This window comes from Dysgonomonas termitidis (assembly GCF_042654545.1).
Lineage (GTDB): Bacteria > Bacteroidota > Bacteroidia > Bacteroidales > Dysgonomonadaceae > Dysgonomonas > Dysgonomonas termitidis.
Genome location: NZ_JBHSGN010000089.1, coordinates 1 through 22,821, shown reverse-complemented (window position 1 = coordinate 22,821; position 22,821 = coordinate 1). Strand labels below are relative to the sequence as shown.

Genomic DNA, 22,821 nt, shown 5'->3' with positions numbered 1-22,821 from the left:
GATATAAAACTGAAATTAATTAAAAATAATCATCCAATTTGTTTGGATTTTAACTGGAAATACAATTATGGATATATGTCTGGATTTTGACGGTACATGCGTATCGCACGAATTTCCCAAAATAGGGAAAGATATAGGAGCAGTGCCTGTCCTGAAAGAACTGACGGAAAAAGGTCACAAACTAATCCTTTTTTCGATGCGGAGCGACCGTAAGAAAAAAAAGAAAATAGACGGACAGGAAGTCGTGGTGGAAGAAAATGTACTGACCGAAGCTGTACAATGGTTTGCCGATAATAATATCCCGTTATACGGCATACAGAAAAATCCTACACAGCGATTCTGGACTTCTTCGCCAAAAGCTTACGGGCATCTCTATATAGACGATGCCAATCTGGGTTGTCCGCTGATTACTAATGACCCCGGGGCCGACAGGCCCTATGTAGATTGGGTGAAAGTACGGGAAATGCTCATAGATAAAGGAATCTTATAAAAAGGTAACAGTATGAAAAAGATATTGATGGGACATAATTTCGTAAGAGAAGGATTTGCTTCCCTTGAAGGAAAGTATGACGTTGTATATCCCGAAAAACAATTGTTTACGAGGGCAGAAATACTGGAACAGATAGCAGATGCGGATGCTTTCGTCCCTAATTTCTCATTCCAGACCGATGAGGAAATGATAAATGCAGGCAAAAAACTGCAACTGATAGCCAATTATGGCGTGGGATACAACAATATAGATACCGCTTACGCAGCCGCAAAAGGCATTACGGTGACAAACACCCCCCAATCGGTACTGGAACCGACCGCGGAACTATGCTTTGCCATGATAATGGCAACCGCACGTAAGGTAGCCTATTACAGTCATAAGCTGCATAATGGAGTGCGTCTTGACTGGAGTCTGTATGGCGATCTGGGCATGCCTGTCTATGGGCAGACGCTCGGCATATACGGTATGGGACGTATCGGGCAGGCGATAGCCCGTCGCGCAGTGGCTTCGGGTATGAAAATTATCTATCACAACAGGCATGCCTTGCCTAAGGAGGTGGAAGAGAAATACGGCGCGGTGTATGTAGATTTCGATACATTGCTCCGAGAATCTGATATTGTATCGCTGAATGCGCCTGCAACAGCCGAAACATACCACCTGATAGGAGAACCGGAATTGAACAGGATGAAAAAAACGGCTATCCTTATCAATACTGCCCGCGGGCAGCTGGTAGATGCTCAGGCTCTGGCTAAGGCCTTACAGGAGGGGGAAATATATGCTGCCGGACTGGATGTGTACGAGAACGAGCCGAAAATCCCGCAGGAACTTATCGGGTTGGATAATGTAGTGCTTTCCCCTCATGCCGGAACAAAAACATATGCCGCCCGCCTCGATATGGAACAGGAAGTAGCAAAGAATATAATCAACTTTTTTGAAGGAGGGGAGATAGACAGGGTGAACTAATTACAGTTCATTTTTCTTCAGTTTATCCAGTAATCCTTCACATGCGTCTTCCAGTAGATCGAGAACTAGTTCGAAGCCATCGGCACCCGAATAATAGGGGTCGGGGATATGGTCGTGGCCGAATCGTTTCGAAAAATCTGCCATTCGGTACACTTTCTTTTCCGATTCCAAATCAGGAGCAAGGCGCATGATGTTATGGTAGTTGCTGTCGTCCATAGCCAGTATGACATCAGACCGGTCAAAATCGCGGCTTGTAAACCTGCGCGACAGTGAATCGAACTTATAGCCCCTGCGTGCACCGTGCTGTCTCATCCGGTGGTCGGGCAGGTCGCCATCGTGGTAGCCTGATGTCCCTGCCGAATCGACAGATATTTTATCTTGCAGTCCGTGTTCCCTGACCATTCTTTTGAGGATACCTTCGGCGGCGGGAGAGCGGCAGATATTTCCGAGACAGACAAAGAGTATATTATATTCTTTCATAAGACTTTCTTAATTTGAGAATGGCAAAGATACAAAATCCTTATCTTAGTTACATCTTAAACTAACCGATTGATATAATGGACAAACACAAACAGGAAAAATCCGAGATAGTCACTCCTGAATATTATTCGGGCAGAGTTCCTGCCTGTGGCGTATTCTGTGGAGGATGCCCCGTGTATGTAAGGGATAAAAAGCCCTGCCCGGGTGCCGGTATTAACAAAATCAGATGTGAGAATTGTAAGACATTTCACCTTTGTTGCCAGTCGAGAGGAATAGTACATTGCTACGAATGCAGGACATTTCCCTGTTCTAAATTCAAAGGCTTTGCCAAACGCTGGCTGAAATACGGGCAGGACTTCATCGAAAATCAGAAGTTATTGAAAGAAGTAGGAGAACAGGCATTTTTGAATTATTTTAATAATAAGCTGGATGATAGTAAGTAAGCTGGTTATGATTTTCATTTGCTGCGGATTAATCAGAATTTGTATGCCAATGCTAAAGAGGCATAAGGAGCGGCTTTAAACTCCGGGTCATGCTCCCTGTCCATTGCTTTGAAAAAGGATTTGAGGGTTCTTTTTGTATAGTATGCCGGACGGATTGCCGACACGCCGGCCGTAAGAGATAGGGACAATGATTTACCAAAGGTAAATTCGGGGCGGAATCCTGCCACCATATATTGGTGCGTGAACATCATGTCTTCACCGTTCACTTCTTCCAGAACCATCGAACCATTCATCTCGCCGATTATACCGAGTTTGATATTTTCATGGACCTGCATACCTGCCGAAATTTCCACGGCATTCATCATGGAAACCTTGACCTCGTAGCGGCCTCCCAGTCTCCAGTCGAGATAGAGTGCGGGGAATGCCATCGGATATCCGAAGGAGTTATTTAGGGCTAATCCGCCGCCTATATCCAGGTTATCTTTCAGATGCCAGATGAAGATGGCGCCGCCGTGTGCCAGGATATTCTTCATCTTGATCCTTGATATATCGGCATGGGCTGTGTATGCGCCCGCTCCGAGCGAAGCAAGGAGCGACCAGTTTTTGCTGACAGGTCTCATATGCAGCAGGGATATCTGGGCATTGAGCATTTCGGATGGACAAAGGTCTGTAGGTATATTCTTATTAGTGAACGAAGTGTATGAGCCACCTATGGTCATGCCCCACGTAGTGGGCCGGTTGTTTTCATCCATCTTCAGCGAGAAGGGTATTCGTATACCTCCCGATATTACTTTTGCATCACCTTTTCCTCCGGTTTTGCTATTATCTATATCCTCATAGCTGGAAGAACCAATGTATTCGGCCTTTAAAAATGCCTGGGCGTTTGTTCCGATATTTACAGTTGTTATTAGCAGGAGAATAAGTACGGATTTCATAGATGTATCAATTACTTTATATGCCTAAGACGATTTGTTTATGCAAATATTATATATGGAAAGTCTTTATTGATAATGTATTTGACGAATGGCATGTTGCTTATGATGAACGGTAAATTTCTTCTCTCCTAATCAGTTATATTTGTAAAATGAAAAATTGCCACACTAAAGCTTATATATCCTTTGTTGCCCTGATCTGGTTAATGCTGGCCGCATTATTCCTTTTTCAGTATATGAACCAGGTTTCTTTTATAGAGGCTATCCTGTTTTGTTTTAGCTTATTCCTGCCTACCTGCCTTATAACGTCCTATTTAAGTAATAGTCTCTTACCCGAGGCGATCAGGAATAAAAAGATGCGCTGTTTTGTCGTTCACTTTATTGTAATCATGCTAGTGACCGGAATGATTCATCTGGCGATTTTTATCATATTCGAAAAACTGGAAGAAGCAGGCGTTTTTAAGCCTTCGGAACTTGTGAGGACGCATTACCATGTTGTTATTGAGTATATAATGGCCTTACCCGCCATCTTTATTATCAATCTTGGGTTTTGCGGTATCAGATTCTATTATGAACATAACAAGCTTCGGCAAATACATTTGAAAACCCAATTACAGGTGCTTCAGCAACAGATAAATCCTCATTTTATGTTCAATGTATTAAATCATATTTATATACTGATGCAGAAAGATGTGGACAGGGCTTCGGAACTCTTGGTCAAATATTCTGAGATACTCCGCTACCAGCTTTATAATGGTAAAGAAGAGCTGGTGCCGTTGAGTCAGGAAATACAGTTTCTGAAAGATATGATCGAAGTAGAAAAAACGAGGTGGGGAAAAGAATTGAGTGTGGATTGTACATGGCAGATAGAAAATGGTGATAGAGACATACAGCCATTGCTCTTTTTTACTTTTATAGAAAATGCATTTAAGCATGTCTCCCGTTCCATATCCGAAACAGGATTCGTAAATGTCATTGTCAGGCAAAAAGGGGCTTCATTATTTATGGAGGTGGTAAACTCGAAACCGTTACGGCGGATAAAAAAGAATAATGCATCAGGCCTGGGTTTAATCAATGCGAGAGAGCGGCTTGAGATTCTATATCCGGACAGACACAGTTTATTTATAGAAGAAAATGAGCAGGTTTATATTATCCGGCTAAATATTACGTTATAAGGTTATACAAATAAAACCTAAAAACTATTCGCTGATATGAAATGTCTGGTAGTGGACGACGAACCTATAGCACGGGGAGGAATTATAGATTACATAGAGAAACTCGACTTTCTGGAGGTCAGCGGAGTGTGTTCTTCTGCAATAGAAGCAGCGGAAATATTGAAAAAGAAAGATATAGATCTTATATTTCTGGATATCCAGATGCCCCATCTTACCGGGCTTGAATTCTTAGAAACCTTGGAAAATAAGCCGTTAACGATACTTGCTACAGCGTATTCTGAATATGCGCTGGAAGGGTTTCGCCTACAGGTAGTCGATTACTTATTGAAACCTATCACCTTCAAGCGTTTTTTTCAGGCGGCGCTGAAAGCAAAGGAAGCATTTGAACTGAAAAGCCATGTGTATAACGAGAATACCAGTGTGTATGTCCGGCAGGGGGATTCTTTTGTAAAGATTGCATGGACTGATATATTATATGTGGAGAGCATGCAAAACTACCTGAAACTCCATTTCAACGATAAAACGCTTATTATCCACCAGACGATGACTTCACTCGAGGACATGCTCCCGAAAGATTCTTTTTTCAGAATACACAAGTCTTTTCTGGTAAATATTGCTCACATTGAGATGATAAACGGCGGGCGGATTTTTGTCGATAACAGGGAATTGCCTATATCGAGGCAACGAAAAGACGAACTTCTGAATACGGTCGTATATAAGAACCTGATAAGTAAATAATAACGGGATAATATATATCTTTGCTATCCTTTATAGAGTACAAATGGATAGAATAATCAGATATTTAAAGCAACCGTATCCAGTCAGTGAAAAGCCGTGGCAGACTGTTGTCGTTGCATTCATTGCTGTCTTTCTGCTACTCGCTCTGTTCGAGCCATTCCATCTGCAAGGTGAATTTAATAAATGGTTGATAATAGGAGGATATTCTCTGGTGACGGCAGCATGTACTTCGATCGTAACTTATGTGTTCCCTGCAATATTCAGGAAACTTTATGACCCTGCCTGTTGGACTACCTGGAAGAATACACTGAATAAACTGATTATAATCCTGACTATTAGTATTGGTAATTTTCTGTTTGATATTTCTATCAGGCATAGGGAACCAGAGGTTCTCCTATCTGTTTTTACCTTCTATGTGGTCGCTACATTTATGGTAGGGTTAGTTCCTGCTATTGTCATTTCATTCTTTATACAGAATAATGCACTGAAACGGAACCTGCGCGAGGCAAAAGAGAGTAACAACAGGCTGCTCGAACGTTTGGTTGCCAGTCAACAGGCTTTGCCGGCTAATTCCGGCATAATTACATTGAGTGGCACTACAAAAGACTCCCTTAGCTTTAACCCCGGAACACTCCTTTACATCGAGTCATCGGGGAACTATACTACATTTTATTATCAGGAAAACGATATTATAAAACAAAAGCAACTCAGGGCTACCATCAGTCAGATAGAAACCGACCTGCAATCTTACCCTGACATCGTACGCTGCCACCGGGCTTTTATGGTGAATATAGCACAAGTTGTTTCAGTCACAGGAAATTCGTTAGGATTTCAGTTAAAACTGAAATATACAAAAGAGGAAATACCAGTGTCGCGCAGCTACACAAAACTCATCCGTACCCGTATTGCGGGATAAATAAGTTCATATTTTATTATAACCGGCTTATAAGGGGCAAACTTTGCTGTTTGTCACATTTATAGCTGTCTGTCACAGAACTTTTGAAACTGTTTCTATACAGTCTATATTTGCCTCTATTAATCTATTAATAATTTAACGTATGAAATTCAAACATTTTGTTCCTTTACTTATCGGGCTTTTACTCGGATTCTCTTTAGGCTGGTGGGGCTTCCGCATCATTTTCCCCTGGATTGGCGGCTGGATTACAATCGGTTCGCTGGTTGCGTCCCAGCTGGAGGGGAAGAAAAAAGATCTGGGGCGCCGTATCACTATTTTAATGATTTCACCGGTGTTTCTTCTCTTCCTGGGAGTTATGCAACGGGAGAATCTACAACTGGAAGAGAATGTGTTTTATATATTATTATTTATTTCCACCGGACTATTTACCCGGGTACTGGTACATTATACCATTGCCAAGATTATCGGGCCGTTGATCTGGGGGCGTGGTTTCTGTGGATGGGCCTGCTGGACAGCCGCTATCCTGGAATGGCTGCCGATAAAAGAAAACTCTAAGATTCCGGTCAAATATACCCGCATGCGCTATCCGGTATTTATTGTTTCTATATTGATCCCTGTAGCTTTTATTCTGCTGGGTTACGATTGGCAGACGAATCATATAAATGAAGATGGAGGTATTGTGCAAGGGGGAAAACCCGGGGCTCTGATCTGGTTCCTTGCAGGCAATGGCCTTTACTATCTTGTCGCTGTTATCCTTGCTTTCAAATTCAGGAAGAAACGCGCCTTTTGCAAAATCGCCTGTCCGGTGTCACTGGTTATGAAAGCACAGACAAGCATCGCTTTGATAAGGGTAAGCCCTTCCGGAAACGAGTGCACCTCTTGCGGTTCCTGCAACCGTAATTGTCCGATGGACGTAGATGTAGTAAATTACATATCGAAAGGGAAGAAGATAAGTTCAGGTGAATGTATCCTGTGCCGGAAATGCGCGGATATATGTCCGCAGGGCGCCATCAGATAAATCCGCTGCTTCTCACGCCTATTTTGTAAGGGAATCATATACAGCCTTCGATATTTCTGCTATCATCCGCATATTCGTGGCATCGTCTTCCATCGAATCGGCGACAAAAACGGCAAGTGAATAATAACGGCCATCGGGTAACCGGATGATTGCAATATCATTTTCCGCGGCTTTCAACCCCTCGGCATTCCGGAAAGATGAGCCTGTCTTATGAGCGACGATCGTTCCCGGAGGGAGCAGGCCTTTGATCTTCTTCGGTCCGGTTGCAGTATCCACCATGGCATTCCACAGAAAGTCGTGGAAATGCTGAGGAAGTATATTGCCTGTCCTGAATTTTTCCAATACCCGTGCAGCTGTAAGAGGAGTACTCCAGTTGGTATATTGTACTTCCCACGGGCCATGCATCTCTTCTTCAGTGGCGGCAATGGCAAAATCGGAAAATCCAAGGTTCATTATATACCGGTTTACTGCGGAGGTACCACCCACAAAGCGGAACAGGATATCACATCCGTTGTTATCGCTCTGGGAAACTGTATATTTTAAGATTTCGCTAACCGGTAATTCGATGTTTCCATCGGGATAATCGTCTCTCAGAGGACTATAGGTTCCGGGTAGAAGCTCGGTTTTAGGAATAAATATCTTATGGTCGAGCGATAGGTTGTTCTTATCCAGATAGTCGAGTACTGCCAGTGCCAAATGGAATTTGTAAGTGCTTTGTGTCGGATAATGGAATCCGTTATTGACTGTCAGTGTGTCTTTTCCATCGACAATCAATGCAACTCCGACAGTAGCCCGTTTGCCCCTGATAATTTTTTCTATATCATTTCTTAGTCCATCATTTTGGGAAAAAGTATGAGTTGGGGTTGCAAACATGCTTACTTCCGTCGGTTCATGAATTAATTTATAATATTCTTGACTTTTTTGAAGTGTGAAATGGCTGATATATCCGATAGGTATGTTTTTCTTTTGAGCTATGATATTTTTAAACTGCATAGTGACTAATTTACCATTGAAAGACAATATGATATCATATGTAATAATGACAGGATGTTTCTTGTATTCTTTTATAGTCAGCATACCTTGCTTATATTCAGCTTTAGCGTCTATTACAGACAGTTCCTTAAATTCTATTCTATCGGGCCTGGTTATTTTTATAGAATCACCGTTTGAATGTATTGCCCACGCTCTCGATAGATTAAAAATTAATTGTGGACTTTTATTCTCAAAACGGAATTCTTTAGTTGAGATACGCGGATCAACATTTTTATATATTGTAACATCCTTATCTTTATTTTGACTGAATGCTGATATGGATACGATATACAGAATAGAAATAATTTTAAATACTTTCATTTTTATTCATATTTTGTTGTGTGTTATGCATTACTGGTTAAGGATAAGATACTTAGTGTAATATATATGATGCTTGATTTCACTTTGATTTTAGATAAGGTTTAACACTTAAGTAGACGCAGATGTTCCATATATCAGTCGATTAGCCTTAGCTGCTCTTTCAAGCGGTGTATTTCTTCCTGCATGTCATCTATCTTATCCAGCAGGTTCCGGATAACATCTATACCCGCCACGTTGATAGAAAGGTCGTAATACCACCGCACATACTGGTCGAGGTATTTCAGCTGGGAGATATGTATGTAGCGCTCATCCCCGACAATACTGACCTGTATAAGCCCTTCGTTTTCGAGTTGTACGATAAAGTCGGGTTCCACCTGATTTTGTATGCAATACTCCTGTATGATGATTAATTCTGATGTCATAACGTTGATACTTTAGGGTTAAGACTTCGCTAACTTTTCGAACAATTCCTTTTGTTCTTTATTCAGACTGACGGGTATCTCTATCGAGTATGTTATAATAAGGTCTCCAAACTGTCCGTCTTTTTTGTACACAGGAAATCCTTTGCCTTTCAATCTTACTTTTGTTCCATTCTGAGTCCCTGCCGCTACTTTCAGTTTTACTTTTCCGGTAAAGGTGTCTACGGTCTCTTCTCCGCCAAGAACAGCTGTGTACAGGTTCAGGTTGGCATTAGTATATAAATCGTTCCCTACCCGTTTAAATTTAGGATCTTCTTCTATAACAAATGTAATATACAGGTCGCCATTCGGCCCGCCGTTTTTACCAGTTGCTCCTTGTCCGGTAAGTTTTATTACCTGCCCGTCGGAAACTCCGGCAGGAATGGTTATGCGCAGGTTTTTACCATCCAAAGTGAGTGTGCGTTTATGGGTTTCAGATGCATCGCGCAGGCTTAAATGCAGTTCCGAAGTATAGTCTTGTCCTCTATACCCTCTGCTTTGACGGCTGCTACCCGACGAAGATCTTCGTCCTCCAAACAGCGATTCGAAGAAATCGGAAAATCCCCCTTCATCCTCTCCTCCGAAACTATACGAACCTCCCCCGAAACCGCCAAAGCTGCCATAGTCGGCAAAACCACCATTTTGAGATTGCTGCTGACGGGCTTTTTCGTATTCTTCGGCGTGCTTCCAGTTTTCGCCGTATTCATCATATTTCTTCCGCTTTTCGGGATCGGAAAGCACTTCGTTAGCTTCGTTTATCTGCTGGAACTTCTTTTTCGCTTCTTCATCATTTGGGTTGATATCAGGATGATACTTTCTGGCCAGTTTGCGGTATGATTTCTTGATATCGTCCGCACTGGCTGCTTTAGATACACCCAATATGCTATAATAATCTATGAATGCCATATGTGATTAATTTCAAGATTTAAAAATTTCATTATTCAAAGATTGGGAAAAGCAATCCTCGACTCTTCATTTTATCTCTTAGTCTCTCTGTAACTCCCGCTTGGGGGGATCAGGGGACTATTTTTTCCCTTACTTTCAACTCATTATATATTCTAAGGCAAGCCCATGCATCAATGGCAGCATACATTTTCTGTGCATCGGATAACACATCCGCCTCCCAGTTTGACAGGCGCTGGCCTTTCGATATCCTTTTTTCAAAAAGTATGCCATAAATACGTTGTAAACCATTGTCTTCGATGCCATAACTTTTCACAAAAGACTGGAGTTCAATGAAATTGGATGGGACGAAAGCTGCATTCCGTTTATGAATGGCTGAAAAATCGTCTTTTAAAGAGAGCCCTATTTTTTTTATTGCCGGATTTACCAGAATTTCTGCCAAACAATCAGGTAACCCTATTATATTCAGACGAAAAAGAAAGCAGGTGTCATCTGTGGATAATTGCATCAGTGCAATCTGATGGGATACACCTTTACGGAAAGCCGGCCGGGTCTCAGTATCGAATCCGATAGCCGTTTGTTTTTTGAGATAAGCAGCGGCTTTCTCAGCCTCACTTTCACTTTGTACAACAATTATCCGCCCTTCGAATTTTTCCATTGGCATTACGGATAATTCTTCTTTTGAAATTGTTTTTACCATAATTCTTCACTATCAGTCTGTTCAAGGTCTTCGTCTCCGAGTATATCCGGTTCTGTCGGGTATTTTATCGAATGCAATGCCCGTAATACGTTCACAAGCTTTTGTCCCCAGTATGTTTTGAAGTTTTCCATACATACATAGAGGGCGTCATTCATATTTTCGGTAATACCCCGTTCGAATATGGTGATAAAGTTCTTTGTATCCTGATAGATGTCCGCAAGGTCCTCACTTATACTCGCCGATATAGGCGTTTCACTGTATTTCATATCCTGAAGGAATACTTCGAGGTACGTATCGTTGTTTACGTATACGTTGTATAATTTGGAAGTGATGAAATTGTATATGTCTTCCGTAACTGTTATCTCCTGCTCTTCATCATTTACCGTATCCGTTTCCGGTACGAGGGTTGCCTTCAGATATAGCAGAGGAAGGAGCTTTGTCAGTTTATCGGTCAGTTCGGTTTCCGTGATTTCATCGAAATTTTCCAGAAAAGCGCAATATTGCACGGCTACTGTTACGAATTCAATCGCATCTTTCGAATATACAATTTCTTTTAGTTGATCTGTCATTGTTGTTCCTTTTTTTCTCCGGTACATTTTAACGCACGGATTTTTCTCTGTTTTTTATAAATAACAAATTTAGGCGATTATTTGTTAACTAGCGAAAGGAAAAGATATTTTAAATTTTATCTTTTCCCAATATACTTCTTATAATCTATTCCGGCTTTCCTCGCCTGCGAATGCTGCATCCGGCGGGGTATCGTATATGATTTCCCGTCTTTTATGAAATTCGTTCCTGTTTGTTTGAACCAAAAAGAGATATTGTTTTCTACACATAAGTCGTGTATTTCCATTATCCAATCAAAATCACATGCCCGTGTATCTTTTCCTGATTCTCCTCCGGCAGTGACATGTTCCACCCATGATCCTATATCATAAGGTTTCAGGTCAACCCTTTCCAATAGAGGTTCGCAGATGATTATCTTGTGTTTGACAGGAGCTTCTTTGTAAATAGGTAAACGGTAATCGGCCCTTTCCTGATTTTCCACCGTGCAGGCTATGGTTACATTATCGTATCCTTCTCCCCAATCTTCGGGCAGGCCTATATGTAATCTGTCGATTCGCTTGGTTATCATCAAAAAGTTGAGGTCGCTGCGCTCACGCATCATACTCCATGCCTGGGGGCGCCATTCATCGGCATCAGCATGGAAGAAGTCGGATGTGAAGCAGGTAAAGACATCTCCGCCGGGAGGAATTTTATATTCTCCGTTTCGTTTTCTCTTTACAGGCTTATCGAAATCCTTGGTCTGCTTAACAATAGTGCTGTCTACACCGCGTCTGGCATCACCACGATACATATAGCAATTGAGACAGCCTGCGCTTATTTTGTGGCAGCCATGCCACGGATTCCAAAGTGATGACATCAGAAATGAAAATCTTTATCTATATAGTGAGAGAGTTTTATAAAATGTAAATATACAATGTTTGAATAAAATAATGAAAAAGTTAAATGTATTATTAAATGAGACAGGAGCAGGCAGGATATGCGATACAAGTTGCTTGCTGTTAACCGGATTGAAGCGTAGATTGCCGGAACCAAAGCGGGGAAATAAGGATTTCTGATATCATTTGGCATATACATATAATATCCATGATGAGAAAAGCACAATCAGTTTTTCACTTTATAGCAAAAGTTTATATCTTTGTGCTCCCATATAGCATTGATAATAAATAACAACAATAATATGTTTGAAAGTCTAAGTAATAGATTAGAACGCTCGTTTAAGATCCTGAAAGGTGAAGGTAAGATCACCGAAATAAATGTAGCCGAAACGCTGAAAGATGTACGCCGCGCATTACTCGATGCCGACGTTAACTACAAAACAGCTAAGCAGTTTACCGAAACCGTTAAGGAAAAGGCATTAGGACAGAATGTACTTACTGCCGTGAAGCCAGAACAGTTGATGGTGAAGATCGTTCATGACGAACTGGCCGCCCTGATGGGAGGTACGGCAACCGATATAAATCTGAAAGGTTCCCTGGCTGTTATACTTATGTCGGGTCTTCAGGGTTCGGGTAAGACTACTTTCTCGGGTAAGCTGGCTAAATTGCTGAAATCGAAGAAAGGCAAGAATCCTTTGCTTGTAGCCGGAGACGTTTATCGTCCTGCTGCTATCGAGCAGTTGAAGATATTGGGTACGCAGATAGAAGTTCCTGTATATTCGGAAGAAGATAACAAGAATCCGGTGCAGATAGCCCAGAATGCGATCAAGTTTGCCAAGCAAAACGGAAATGACCTTGTAATTATAGATACTGCCGGACGTCTGGCCATAGATGAGGAGATGATGAAGGAGATAACAGCGGTAAAAGACGCTGTGAAACCTGATGAAATCCTCTTTGTAGTAGACTCCATGACAGGGCAGGATGCTGTAAATACCGCCAGGGAATTTAACGACAGGCTCAACTTCGACGGAGTCGTACTAACCAAGCTGGATGGTGATACCCGAGGTGGTGCTGCGTTGTCTATCCGTTCGGTAGTGGATAAGCCGATCAAATTCGTGGGTACAGGCGAGAAGATGGATGCACTCGATGTATTCCACCCTGAGCGTATGGCCGACCGTATCCTCGGTATGGGTGACATCGTTTCACTCGTGGAAAGGGCACAGGAGCAATACGATGAGGAAGAAGCGCGCCGCCTGCAAAAGAAGATTGCAAAGAACCAGTTCGACTTCAACGACTTTATCGGGCAGATACAGCAGATAAAGAAGATGGGTAACCTGAAAGATCTTGCTTCCATGATTCCGGGGGTGGGTAAAGCAATCAAGGATCTGGACATTGATGATGATGCCTTCAAAAGTATCGAGGCTATCATCTACTCCATGACACCGAAAGAAAGGTCTCAGCCTGAAATCCTGAACGGAAGCCGTCGCCAGCGTATTGCCAAAGGTAGCGGTACATCTATACAAGAGGTGAATAAGCTGATTAAGCAGTTTGACGAAACCCGTAAGATGATGAAGATGATGACACAGATGAAGGGAGGCAAGATGCCTAAGATGAGGAGATAATATCCTTACAAATAGATAGCTTAACCCGGCCTGTGATATCGCAGGCCGGGTTTTTGTTGTATATACATTATCGTTTAGCTTTCCCTTCCAGTTTGATGTCTTTTTCCTGTGCCTGTATTTGTACGGCTTTGTAGATGACATCGTCAAACGAGCTTTCTACTTTGTCTTTATCCATTTTTGATAGTTCGGCTTCTATATACTGCTGGCGTTGTTTGCTCAGGTTTTTTATTTCCTGTTCCAGTTGCTTGCGTTTCTCTATCAGGGCATTTACATAGGCCTGGCGCTCTGAGGCAGACATCTTCTTCATTTGGTCGGGTAAATCTGCAGCAGGGATTTCTGTAAGGGCCTTGCCGGACATTACTTCTTTGACCAGTTCTTCCGAGCCATAATAAGCGTCTTTGTTCGCCGCCGACAGGTTATATTCTGCCCGTCTTGCATTGATAGCCGCATCACCCCTGCTTACTTTTGCGCTCTGCATCTGCTTTACTTCTGTCAACTCAGATGATTTGCCGTAATAGAGCCGGGTCTTATCCAGTTCGTACTGTAGGGAGTTGATACGGTCATCATAAGGAGTCCTTACCTCTATGTTATTTACGCTCATATCCGTCTGCACATATTCTCCTTTTGTCTCAGAGGCAATCTCTTTCCATATGCGGGTGGCAGTAGGTTCATTCCCCATGAGGATGGTATTGATTACAATCCCTTTCTTTATGGCTTCCGAGCAGGTTTCAGGATAATGTACGTCGTTTCTGTAGTCCATATGCGGAGGATAATCACCCACAAGGAATATAGCTCTGTAAGTATTAGGTAAGTTGTCCCATTGCATCTTATTCACACCTTCATACAGTGCCTGATTCACACTTTCGGGTCCGTCTCCGCCTCCCGATGCATCCATAGCCATCAATTGCTCGTAAAGATTGTCCATATCAGTGCCTAAAGGAATAATTCTGGTTATAAAATCATCCCCCCTGTCACGATAAAAGAGCATACCCACTTCGATATCGGGAACCGGTTCGCTTTGGGAAAGGCTGCTTGTTATGGACCATATCTTTTCCTTTGCTGCCCCTATCAATCCCGACATGCTGCCGGTGGCATCTAGTAGAAATACTATCTGCATTTTTGGTCTGGCTGTACGGTCTGCTTTCTCTTGAAGCTCACTTGCCGGTAATGCAGGTGTGATAGAACGCCCCGGATTTTTGAGGAAGGCCACGCATGTACAATAGATGAATATACTTACAGGAAGTATCGATAATAGAATGTAAAGTCGCTTTTTCATATGCTTTAGTATTATGTTAATTACCACTTATTTCTAAAGCAAATATAGACTACATTGATAATACAAACAGGGCAAAACGGGTGAACAGGCTTTCTTAATTGGTGAAAAAGGATTATGACTATTCTACAGAAGGAAAAGCAAGCCTGCGAAGTCATACTTTGCAGGCCTGTATATCTGTCTGGTCAACGAATCTTATTTGGAAGAGATTAGAGACGCGCGGAGTGAATTGTTCGAATTAACTCCGATAAACTTAGAGGCGGCACTTAGCTCAGCTGTATCATCATCAGCTGCGGCCTGATCGGCAGTTTCCATTTCAGCGAATTTGTTTAATGCAGATACTAGAGCATTGGCAGATACATTGTTCTTTGTCAATAGATTGTATGCATATTCATCTGCTTTCTTGTTTTGGTCGTCAGTATAAGGAATCTGTATAAGTTCGTTGACTACCGTCCCCATTTTGTCTCCTGAGAAAGAGAGCAGTTTTTCCAATTGTGCAGAACCTGCTTTAGTTGCATTATCCTCAGATGCGACTTTTAATAGTGAATCACGAACATCCTTGTTTGCTATGTGCCCTATCTGAGTAGAAATGACAGCCAGAAGCTCTTCATCAGACAACATATCCATCATACCTGTATAGATACGGATACTTCCGTCGGATGTGGCAAGGATATTTACTTCAGGGTTTTCATATACTTTATAGTTAAGGCTTAGTCCGTCTACAGAAATATAGTCTGTAGCTACCAGGCTTGCTAGTCTTTTGTAATAGTCTGAGTCCTCCCCGGCAATAGTATTGTTGTTATCCATAAACTCTACCATTTTCACGGATACCTTATTGGCTACTATATCAGAAGCCATATCTCCGGCGACATCGCCTACAGCTTTTGTTACAGACTTACTTGCATTTTTTAAGGCTTTTCCGAATTGGGCATTTGCAGGAAGTGATAGTGCGCACATAACAGCAACGGATACTGTTGCTAAAAATAGTTTTTTAGTCATAGTTCTTAAAATGTTTGTTATTAAATAGTTCGATTTATGTAGTTTTATTAATAAATATTCTTTAGTGTATTTTATAAAGTTATCCCTGCGGGAAGCAATCCTTTTCGGAAAGCAAATATATTATATTATTCCCGAACGGAAGAACTATAACTTAAAAAATGAAACTTTTAATATTTTCCTTCTCCTTTCTCTGGTATAGATAAATTTGTGGGGAAAAGATAATATTATTTAATATTAAGTTTTACTTATTTAGAAGCCAGATACATAGAGCATGTACCCATTGTGTATGTTTTATAAGATGCTTCCGTGAATCCGTTCTTTAAAAGCGTGTTGATCATATCTTTACCCTGAATAAAGGCTTGTATGGATTTTGGAAGGTAAGAGTATGCCGTTTTATCTTTGGATATAATCCGGCCTATTGTGGGTATAAACAGATTTGTATATAGCCAGTAACCCTGCTTCATCGGAAAATGCGCGGGAACAGTAAGCTCCAATATCATCAATTGTCCTCCCGGTTTCAGCACCCGTAATATTTCCTTGAGCCCCTTGTCGAGATCCTCGAAGTTGCGCACTCCGAACGCGACCATGGCAGCGTCAAATGAGTTATCGGAAAAAGACAGCGCCATGCAATCCTCTTTGGCGAAGCTGATTTTATCTGATAGTCCTGCTTTAGCGGCTTTTTTCCGGCCAACCTCTATCATTCCTTCCGATATGTCTATGCCGAGTATAGATTGCGGCTTCAGTGTATCATAGGCCTGGATGGCCAGATCGCCGGTACCGGTGGCAATATCGAGTATGGTCTGAGGATTCAGCTTTTTGAGCATGGATAGTCCTTTCTTACGCCAGCTGATATCTATTCCCATCGACATAGTACGGTTCAATATATCGTAGTTTCCGGCAATAGAGTCGAACATGCGTTCTACTTGAGCCCCTTTGCTTTCGGAGTCGGAATAAGGAACTATTTTCTCGGCGTCGTAAGTCATTTCAGTTGAGGATTGTTGTATTTATACGTTTTTAAGATAGTAGAATATATCTTCATCGTGAATGTCGATGATTTTTGTCCTGTTACCTTCTGCGATCATCCGGAAGGGGTCTGTAGAATTATCCACCAGAAGCCAGTAATCGGCAATGGGGATAAACATGGAGAAAAGGTTTCTCATACCGGCGTAATAGCGCCTTACGACTACATCGTCGTCTACATGGTGCCCACCGAAGCGGACGCGTTGTTCGACACGTCTGATAGCCAGTTCGGGCGATTCGAGCCAGAAGTAGATAAGAGTAACAAAATAGCCTTCCTTCTGCGCCCTGCGTATGAAGTTAGCGTATGATTTAGTTGCCAGCGTGGTCTCTATAGCAAAATCTTCCTGCATGCGCAGCATTTCATTCATGCGCATAATCATAAGGCGGCCTGCATCGATAGCCACCGTCTCGGGCTGAAAAGGGGAGAGGCCTTTGGCTATTTCATCGGCATTGATAAACTCCTTACAGTCGAGCATTTCGGGGAACATGGCATACGACGCGGTTGTTTTTCCCGCGCCGTTACAGCCTGATATAATATAGAGATTCGGCATCTAAACTAAGTAATAGATAAATTTAATTATATACTTTCGGACCACAACTTGTTTTTGTTGTTTTGCTTACCCGAATAATAAAAAGGCCTACGGCCTTAATCTCTCTTTTTTAAATATTCGTTTATATTCTTTTCAAGGCGTATAGCGACATCGGCAGCTTCCGCCTTTACAAATTTTTCACCTACTATCTTTTCATATAGTTCGATGTAGCGTTCCGAGACGGAGTTGCAGTATTCTTCGGTCATTTCAGGCACCTTCTGCCCGTCTTTTCCCTGGAATCCGTTATCCATTAACCATTTGCGTACAAATTCTTTCGACAGTTGGCGTTGTTCTTCCTCTTTGTCGAACAGTTCCTGATAAGTGTCCGCATAGAAATAGCGGGAAGAGTCCGGTGTATGGATTTCGTCGATCAGATAAATCGTGCCGTCTTTTTTCCCGAACTCGTATTTTGTATCTACAAGTATCAGGTTCTTCTGAGCTGCCATTTCGGTTCCACGTTGGAACAGCGCATAAGTATATTTTTCCAGTTGCTCGTATTCTTCTTTGCTTACCAGTCCCTGAGCGATAATTTCCTCTTTCGAAATATTCTCATCGTGTCCTACATCTTCTTTTGTAGTAGGAGTGATGATAGGAGTAGGGAATTTTTCATTTTCTTTCATTCCTTCCGGTAGCGGCACTCCGCAAAGCGTCCTTGCACCGGCTTTGTATTCGCGCCATGCGCTACCGGTGAGATATCCGCGGATAACCATTTCCACCTTATATTGTTCGCATCTCAGACCAACGGTTACCATAGGGTCCGGGGTATCCAGCTTCCAGTTAGGGACAATGTCGGCAGTAGCATCCAGAAACTTGGCTGCAATTTGGTTCAGGACTTGTCCTTTGTAGGGAATACCCTGTGGTAATACAACATCGAATGCTGAAATACGGTCGGTAGCGATCATCACCAGTAAATCGTTACCTATTGAATATACGTCCCTCACTTTGCCATGATAAACGTTTGTCTGACCCGCAAAATTAAAATCTGTTCTTACTAAAGTATTCTTCATTTGTTTAAAAATCTAATTTGTTCAGTCTTATAACAAAAAAGTACGCTCAAAGTTACGCCAAAGTTGCTTAAAAAGCAATAAAGATGTTAATTAATAGCATGCTCCTCCAAGTTGCTGATAGCTGTGTAAGTAAAACTAAAACTTGACAAATCTGACAACTTTTGCACAATTTTTTATCTGGTGTTTTATCTAAGTATTGTGAAACATTTAAATATGTCATTAATTTTTTTCTGATTACTTACTTTTTCATTCTGAAATTCCAGTATGCCGGCTGCTTCTTATATAGATAAATCAGATTGGGAGTATTGCAATTTAATTGATAATCTTTTTGTGTTTTTATACAGAGCTTTGCTAATAAGAAAGAGGGTGTGTCAAAAGTATTTTTTACTTTCTATTTACATACGCTACGCTCCTGTGACCGTTGGTTGTCATGTTGAACGGAGTGAATTGAATTGAAAATCGGCGGAGCCAAAATCGCCGAAGCGAAGGCGAGGCAAATATCTTGTTTCTCAGGGTTGAGATCCTTCGTTACACTTAGGATGACAAAGAGGGTAGCACATTGATAGTGCTGTTCCCCTTTTGACACACCCTCTTTTTCTAATAAATCTATATTCTTTCACCTTTTACGGTTTTTGCTTTCATCTCTTCCCGCTTTTCCCTTTTATCCTCTCTTTCGTATGCATCCACAATGCTCTGAACGAGTTTGTGACGGACAATATCGGTCTTGTTAAACTCGATATAGCCTATCCCTTTCACATCTTTCAGTATGCGCAGGGCATGTTTTAGCCCCGACTGCTGGGACGGCGGAAGGTCTATCTGGGTAATATCGCCCGTGATAATCATTTTGGCGTTCATACCCAAACGGGTGAGGAACATCTTTATCTGGTGCGTGGTCGTATTCTGGGCTTCGTCGAGGATGATGATAGCGTCGCTGAGGGTCCGACCGCGCATAAAGGCTAAAGGGGCTATCTGTATCGTCTTATTTTCGATATAATCCTTTAGCTTGGCTGGGGCTATCATATCTTCGAGCGCGTCATACAAAGGTTGCAGATACGGATCTATCTTATCTTTCATATCTCCGGGCAGAAAACCGAGCTTCTCTCCGGCTTCCACTGCCGGACGACTGAGGATTATCTTTTTCACCTCTTTATTTTTAAGGGCTTTTACTGCCAGAGCGATAGCTGTATAGGTTTTTCCCGAACCCGCGGGTCCGATACCAAACACCATATCGTTTTTGTAAAAGCTGTTTACAAAATTCTGCTGGTTGGGAGTACGGGCAAAGATAGGTTTGCCGTTCAGCCCGTAGATAATGAGGTTGTCCTGCTTGATTGTGTTGGGCGATTTTCCTTTTACAATGTCTATTATATCTTCTTCTGTCAGTTTATTCCGCTCATTCGCATATTTCTCGAGTTCCCTTATCTTTTCTTCAAAGAGAGGGACATCTTCCGCATTACCGATCGCTTTTATGGCATTGCCACGCGCTACGATACGCAGCTTTGGAAAAAGGGTTTTTAATAATTGTATATTGGCGTTGTTTATCCCGAAAAAGACAACAGGGTCTATATGTTCTAAAATAATTATTTGTTCTATCATTCAATTCTGTATCAAGAATGTACCATGTGATTTATTATGTTTTGTCGGGTAGCGGTATGTAATGGTATGCAAAGATAAGGATATTCGATAATATATTTCGTTATTCATTCATAATTAAATTATTCTTTCAGCCAATAATATGCAAGGATGGATATTGTTGGCTGAAAGATCTAAAAGTTATTCAGAAAAACTATTTGCTCATCTCCCTCGATTTATCGCCCAGATATCCCCCGTGGTGGCGTTTGGCATAATCGGCGGGTGAGAAGCCGATTCTTTTCATTGTACCCACTACAAGTATATCGCCTATTACGGTCATTACTGTGGTAGAAGTGGTCGGGGTTAGTCCAAGATTGCATACTTCACCGGGCCGGCCGGTAAGGATGCAGACATCGGATTTCTGGGCCAGTAAGCTATCCGGGTCACTGGTGATGACAATAAACTTTATATCCTGAATAAGGTTTTTTGCAAGAGATATCAGTTCGATAATCTCCCGTGTCTTTCCCGAATTGGAGATAGCCAGAACGATATCGTTTTCCTGCAATATCCCTAAGTCGCCATGCTGGGCCTCACTCGGGTGCAGGAAGACGGACGGTGTCCCTGTAGAACTGAATGTGGTTGCAATATTTTGTGCTATTTGCCCGGCTTTTCCCATGCCGCTGGTCACCAGTTTGCCTTTCTTCTTGTTTACCTGTTCTACAATAAGGTCTATGGCTTTTGTATAAGCGTCACTCACCGGAATATTCAGTATCGCACTCGCTTCGGTGCTCAACAGGGAACGGATATCTTCAGTATTCATGCATTTAATTTTTTGCTACGTCAAAGATATAACATTTATCTCATTTTATACAAAAAGGTTTCGGTCATGAATCCGGAGGCATAATATTAAAGAAGATAATCCTAACAGCTTCTGAAATCCCTATTTGCCACTAAACAAAGTTTCCATAAATTCCTTCCCTTTTATCAGCCCGTATGCGCCCTTCGGCGATTCGAACTCATCATATACCTGTACATCATCTGCTTCCCCGTCCGGACGGTAGATAAGGAACGGTATAGGCTTGTTTGTGTGGGTCTTTATGTCACACGGGGTAGGGTGGTCGGGCAGGATGGCGATAGTAACCGGCTCGTCCCAGTCCTTAGTAGCTTCATATATAGGCTTTACAACGCGGTTGTCAAGAAATTCGATCGTCTTTGTCTTTAGTTCATAGTCGCCTTCATGCCCGGCTTCATCGCTGGCTTCGATGTGAAGATATACGAAATCATCGTTTTTCAACGCTTCTATGGCTGCCTGCGCTTTTCCTTCATAGTTGGTATTCCACAATCCGGTGGCCCCTTCTACATGGATGAGTTTCAAACCTGCATATACACCGATACCCATAATAAGGTCTACCGCGGAAATTACCGATCCGCTTTTTATTCCGAATAATTCCTGTAATGTCTGCATCTGCGGACGGTATCCCGGAGACCATGGCCAGATGCTGTTTGCCGGGTCTTTACCTGCAGCGATCCTTTTTTTGTTTACGGGATGGTCTTTCAATAACTCCTGTGACTTTAAGATCAGCTGATTCAGGTAATCGGCGGTTTCTTTTGCGTCAGGTGTTTCCGGCTTTATCAGAACGTCTTTGAACGGAGTCCCTGTAACATCGTGGGGGGCTGTGCAATCGAGGTTTTTATTTCCTCCTTCAAGTTTCAGCAGGTGGCGATATGATACGCCCGGATAGAAACTTGCTTTACCGTCATTGAGTTCTTTATCCAGAAAATGAATAAGCTCTGCCGCTTCTTCATTCGAGATATGCCCTGCCGAATGATTCTTGATTTTACCGTCTTCGATGCAAATCAGGTTGCAGCGCATAGCCATTTCTCCCGGCAGAATATCCACTCCCATACTGGCGGCTTCGAGTGATCCCCTTCCTTCAAAAACTTTCGGCACGTCATATCCGAGTACCGATAGGTTAGCTATTTCACTACCAGGTTTAAATCCGGGAGGGATAGTATCCAGTTCACCGCTTTTGCCTTTGGCGGCAAGCATGTCTATATATGGTTTCCTAGCCACTTGTAATGGCGTTTTATTTCCTAAGGCGGCGATAGGCTCATCGGCCGCACCATCGGCGAGGATTATGATTGTTTTCATTTTTTAGTCTATTCTGCTTACAATAAAATACAAAATTGACGATAATTTATCAAAAAAACAATTATAATTGCATTTAGCTTACAATGGCGAGCGATTGTTGCATATCATTCTTATAACCGGAGAATGTTAAAATCTGACAACCAACGGTCACAGGAGCGTAGCGTATGTAAATCTGACACTTTTGTCAGTTAACAGTAAACAGTTGGCAGTCATCAGTAAACCCCCGCTGGTGCTGACTTCGAGTCCGTATCTTGTTGACAAGGCGAAAATGTTTGCTACGCAACACACAGACGGGACGTCTGCGCGAGCGGGGGATATAGTAAAAACTCGTCTTCAATCAGGCTTGTAATGCAAGAGCAACCGGAAAAAATAATATGTTTGTTATCAAATGATCTTAACCGTAAGCTCCATGTTGCGTTTTTCTTATTTTTCCCTTTATCCCTAAGTTCTTTTAAATTGATGTGATATGTGGATTTTTTCTTACTTTTGTTTCGGGCTGGATATCCTTAATAACAAACCATTTCATAATGATACATATTCTTAATAACGAAAAACGGGGAAAAACGTTTTTTATATTT

Annotated in this window: 25 protein-coding genes; 9 read left to right on the top strand and 16 right to left on the bottom strand. The window is 42.0% G+C overall.

Annotated features, from left to right (window positions below; all coding sequences use genetic code 11):
* Window positions 1-67: 67 nt before the first annotated feature.
* The gene (locus ACFO6W_RS15095) at window positions 68-490 is read left to right on the top strand and encodes a hypothetical protein (protein WP_379997861.1); all 423 of its coding nucleotides are present in this window, start codon (window positions 68-70) and stop codon (window positions 488-490) included.
* Window positions 491-502: 12 nt separating this feature from the next.
* Entirely contained in the window at window positions 503-1,453 is a 951-nt protein-coding gene (locus ACFO6W_RS15090; RefSeq protein WP_379997859.1) for an NAD(P)-dependent oxidoreductase, read from the top strand.
* On the opposite strand, the gene ACFO6W_RS15085 is transcribed toward ACFO6W_RS15090, so the two are convergent.
* A complete protein-coding gene (locus tag ACFO6W_RS15085; protein WP_379997857.1) occupies window positions 1,454-1,933 on the bottom strand; it encodes a low molecular weight protein-tyrosine-phosphatase in 480 nt (159 codons plus the stop codon). It abuts the gene before it with no gap.
* Between the two features lie 77 nt (window positions 1,934-2,010).
* On the opposite strand from ACFO6W_RS15085, the gene ACFO6W_RS15080 reads away from it, so the two are divergent.
* On the top strand, window positions 2,011-2,376 hold the full coding sequence (locus ACFO6W_RS15080) for a DUF3795 domain-containing protein (protein WP_379997855.1): 366 nt from the start codon (window positions 2,011-2,013) through the stop codon (window positions 2,374-2,376).
* 32 nt (window positions 2,377-2,408) lie between these two features.
* On the opposite strand, the gene ACFO6W_RS15075 is transcribed toward ACFO6W_RS15080, so the two are convergent.
* The gene (locus ACFO6W_RS15075) at window positions 2,409-3,311 is read right to left on the bottom strand and encodes a DUF6268 family outer membrane beta-barrel protein (protein WP_379997853.1); all 903 of its coding nucleotides are present in this window, start codon (window positions 3,309-3,311) and stop codon (window positions 2,409-2,411) included.
* 149 nt (window positions 3,312-3,460) lie between these two features.
* Between ACFO6W_RS15075 and ACFO6W_RS15070 the strand changes: the two genes are divergently transcribed.
* The 4 genes from ACFO6W_RS15070 to ACFO6W_RS15055 all read left to right on the top strand — a co-directional run bounded on the left by ACFO6W_RS15070 (window position 3,461) and on the right by ACFO6W_RS15055 (window position 7,155).
* Complete coding sequence (locus tag ACFO6W_RS15070; RefSeq protein WP_379997851.1) at window positions 3,461-4,483, top strand: sensor histidine kinase; 1,023 nt, start codon at window positions 3,461-3,463, stop codon at window positions 4,481-4,483.
* Window positions 4,484-4,519: 36 nt separating this feature from the next.
* A complete protein-coding gene (locus ACFO6W_RS15065) occupies window positions 4,520-5,221 on the top strand; it encodes a LytR/AlgR family response regulator transcription factor (protein ID WP_379997849.1) in 702 nt (233 codons plus the stop codon).
* 43 nt (window positions 5,222-5,264) lie between these two features.
* A complete protein-coding gene (locus ACFO6W_RS15060; protein WP_379997847.1) occupies window positions 5,265-6,137 on the top strand; it encodes a LytR/AlgR family response regulator transcription factor in 873 nt (290 codons plus the stop codon).
* 142 nt (window positions 6,138-6,279) lie between these two features.
* Window positions 6,280-7,155 (top strand): 4Fe-4S binding protein, encoded by an 876-nt coding sequence (locus ACFO6W_RS15055; protein WP_379997845.1) that lies wholly within the window; start codon window positions 6,280-6,282, stop codon window positions 7,153-7,155.
* A gap of 18 nt (window positions 7,156-7,173) precedes the next feature.
* Here the strand turns inward: ACFO6W_RS15055 and bla are convergent, their stop codons facing one another.
* From bla to ACFO6W_RS15025, 6 genes are all read right to left on the bottom strand, one after another.
* Complete coding sequence (bla, locus tag ACFO6W_RS15050) at window positions 7,174-8,508, bottom strand: class A beta-lactamase, subclass A2 (RefSeq protein ID WP_379997843.1); 1,335 nt, start codon at window positions 8,506-8,508, stop codon at window positions 7,174-7,176.
* A 134-nt stretch (window positions 8,509-8,642) separates the two neighbouring features.
* A complete protein-coding gene (locus tag ACFO6W_RS15045; protein ID WP_379997841.1) occupies window positions 8,643-8,930 on the bottom strand; it encodes a chaperone modulator CbpM in 288 nt (95 codons plus the stop codon).
* An 18-nt stretch (window positions 8,931-8,948) separates the two neighbouring features.
* Entirely contained in the window at window positions 8,949-9,872 is a 924-nt protein-coding gene (locus tag ACFO6W_RS15040; RefSeq protein WP_379997839.1) for a DnaJ C-terminal domain-containing protein, read from the bottom strand.
* Window positions 9,873-9,981: 109 nt separating this feature from the next.
* Window positions 9,982-10,569, bottom strand: a complete 588-nt coding sequence (locus ACFO6W_RS15035; RefSeq protein WP_379997837.1) for a 3'-5' exonuclease — start codon at window positions 10,567-10,569, stop codon at window positions 9,982-9,984.
* Window positions 10,563-11,138 (bottom strand): DUF5063 domain-containing protein, encoded by a 576-nt coding sequence (locus ACFO6W_RS15030; protein WP_379997835.1) that lies wholly within the window; start codon window positions 11,136-11,138, stop codon window positions 10,563-10,565. The genes ACFO6W_RS15035 and ACFO6W_RS15030 overlap by 7 nt, the downstream gene beginning before the upstream one ends.
* Window positions 11,139-11,254: 116 nt before the next feature.
* Window positions 11,255-11,992 (bottom strand): DUF5131 family protein, encoded by a 738-nt coding sequence (locus tag ACFO6W_RS15025; RefSeq protein WP_379997833.1) that lies wholly within the window; start codon window positions 11,990-11,992, stop codon window positions 11,255-11,257.
* A 73-nt stretch (window positions 11,993-12,065) separates the two neighbouring features.
* Here ACFO6W_RS15025 and ACFO6W_RS15020 point away from each other — a divergent pair, with 73 nt between their 5' ends.
* Both ACFO6W_RS15020 and ffh read left to right on the top strand, forming a co-directional pair.
* Window positions 12,066-12,191: a hypothetical protein gene (locus ACFO6W_RS15020; RefSeq protein ID WP_379997831.1), complete on the top strand. Its 126-nt coding sequence runs from the start codon at window positions 12,066-12,068 to the stop codon at window positions 12,189-12,191.
* A gap of 122 nt (window positions 12,192-12,313) precedes the next feature.
* Complete coding sequence (gene ffh / locus ACFO6W_RS15015) at window positions 12,314-13,633, top strand: signal recognition particle protein (protein WP_379997829.1); 1,320 nt, start codon at window positions 12,314-12,316, stop codon at window positions 13,631-13,633.
* Window positions 13,634-13,700: 67 nt separating this feature from the next.
* On the opposite strand, the gene ACFO6W_RS15010 is transcribed toward ffh, so the two are convergent.
* The 8 genes from ACFO6W_RS15010 to ACFO6W_RS14975 form a co-directional block, all read right to left on the bottom strand.
* Window positions 13,701-14,909, bottom strand: a complete 1,209-nt coding sequence (locus ACFO6W_RS15010; RefSeq protein WP_379997827.1) for a vWA domain-containing protein — start codon at window positions 14,907-14,909, stop codon at window positions 13,701-13,703.
* 192 nt (window positions 14,910-15,101) lie between these two features.
* Window positions 15,102-15,905, bottom strand: coding sequence for a M48 family metalloprotease (locus ACFO6W_RS15005; protein ID WP_379997825.1), 804 nt, complete (start codon window positions 15,903-15,905; stop codon window positions 15,102-15,104).
* A 245-nt stretch (window positions 15,906-16,150) separates the two neighbouring features.
* Window positions 16,151-16,888 carry a bifunctional demethylmenaquinone methyltransferase/2-methoxy-6-polyprenyl-1,4-benzoquinol methylase UbiE gene (gene ubiE / locus ACFO6W_RS15000; RefSeq protein ID WP_379997823.1) on the bottom strand — a complete coding sequence of 246 codons (738 nt, stop codon included), beginning with the start codon at window positions 16,886-16,888 and terminating at the stop codon, window positions 16,151-16,153.
* Between the two features lie 21 nt (window positions 16,889-16,909).
* On the bottom strand, window positions 16,910-17,476 hold the full coding sequence (locus ACFO6W_RS14995) for a zeta toxin family protein (protein WP_379997821.1): 567 nt from the start codon (window positions 17,474-17,476) through the stop codon (window positions 16,910-16,912).
* 95 nt (window positions 17,477-17,571) lie between these two features.
* Window positions 17,572-18,522 carry a phosphoribosylaminoimidazolesuccinocarboxamide synthase gene (locus ACFO6W_RS14990; protein WP_379997819.1) on the bottom strand — a complete coding sequence of 317 codons (951 nt, stop codon included), beginning with the start codon at window positions 18,520-18,522 and terminating at the stop codon, window positions 17,572-17,574.
* Window positions 18,523-19,128: 606 nt separating this feature from the next.
* On the bottom strand, window positions 19,129-20,115 hold the full coding sequence (locus tag ACFO6W_RS14985) for a PhoH family protein (RefSeq protein WP_379997817.1): 987 nt from the start codon (window positions 20,113-20,115) through the stop codon (window positions 19,129-19,131).
* 190 nt (window positions 20,116-20,305) lie between these two features.
* A complete protein-coding gene (locus ACFO6W_RS14980; protein WP_379997815.1) occupies window positions 20,306-20,911 on the bottom strand; it encodes an SIS domain-containing protein in 606 nt (201 codons plus the stop codon).
* Between the two features lie 120 nt (window positions 20,912-21,031).
* Entirely contained in the window at window positions 21,032-22,243 is a 1,212-nt protein-coding gene (locus tag ACFO6W_RS14975; RefSeq protein WP_379997813.1) for a cofactor-independent phosphoglycerate mutase, read from the bottom strand.
* Window positions 22,244-22,821: the final 578 nt, after the last annotated feature.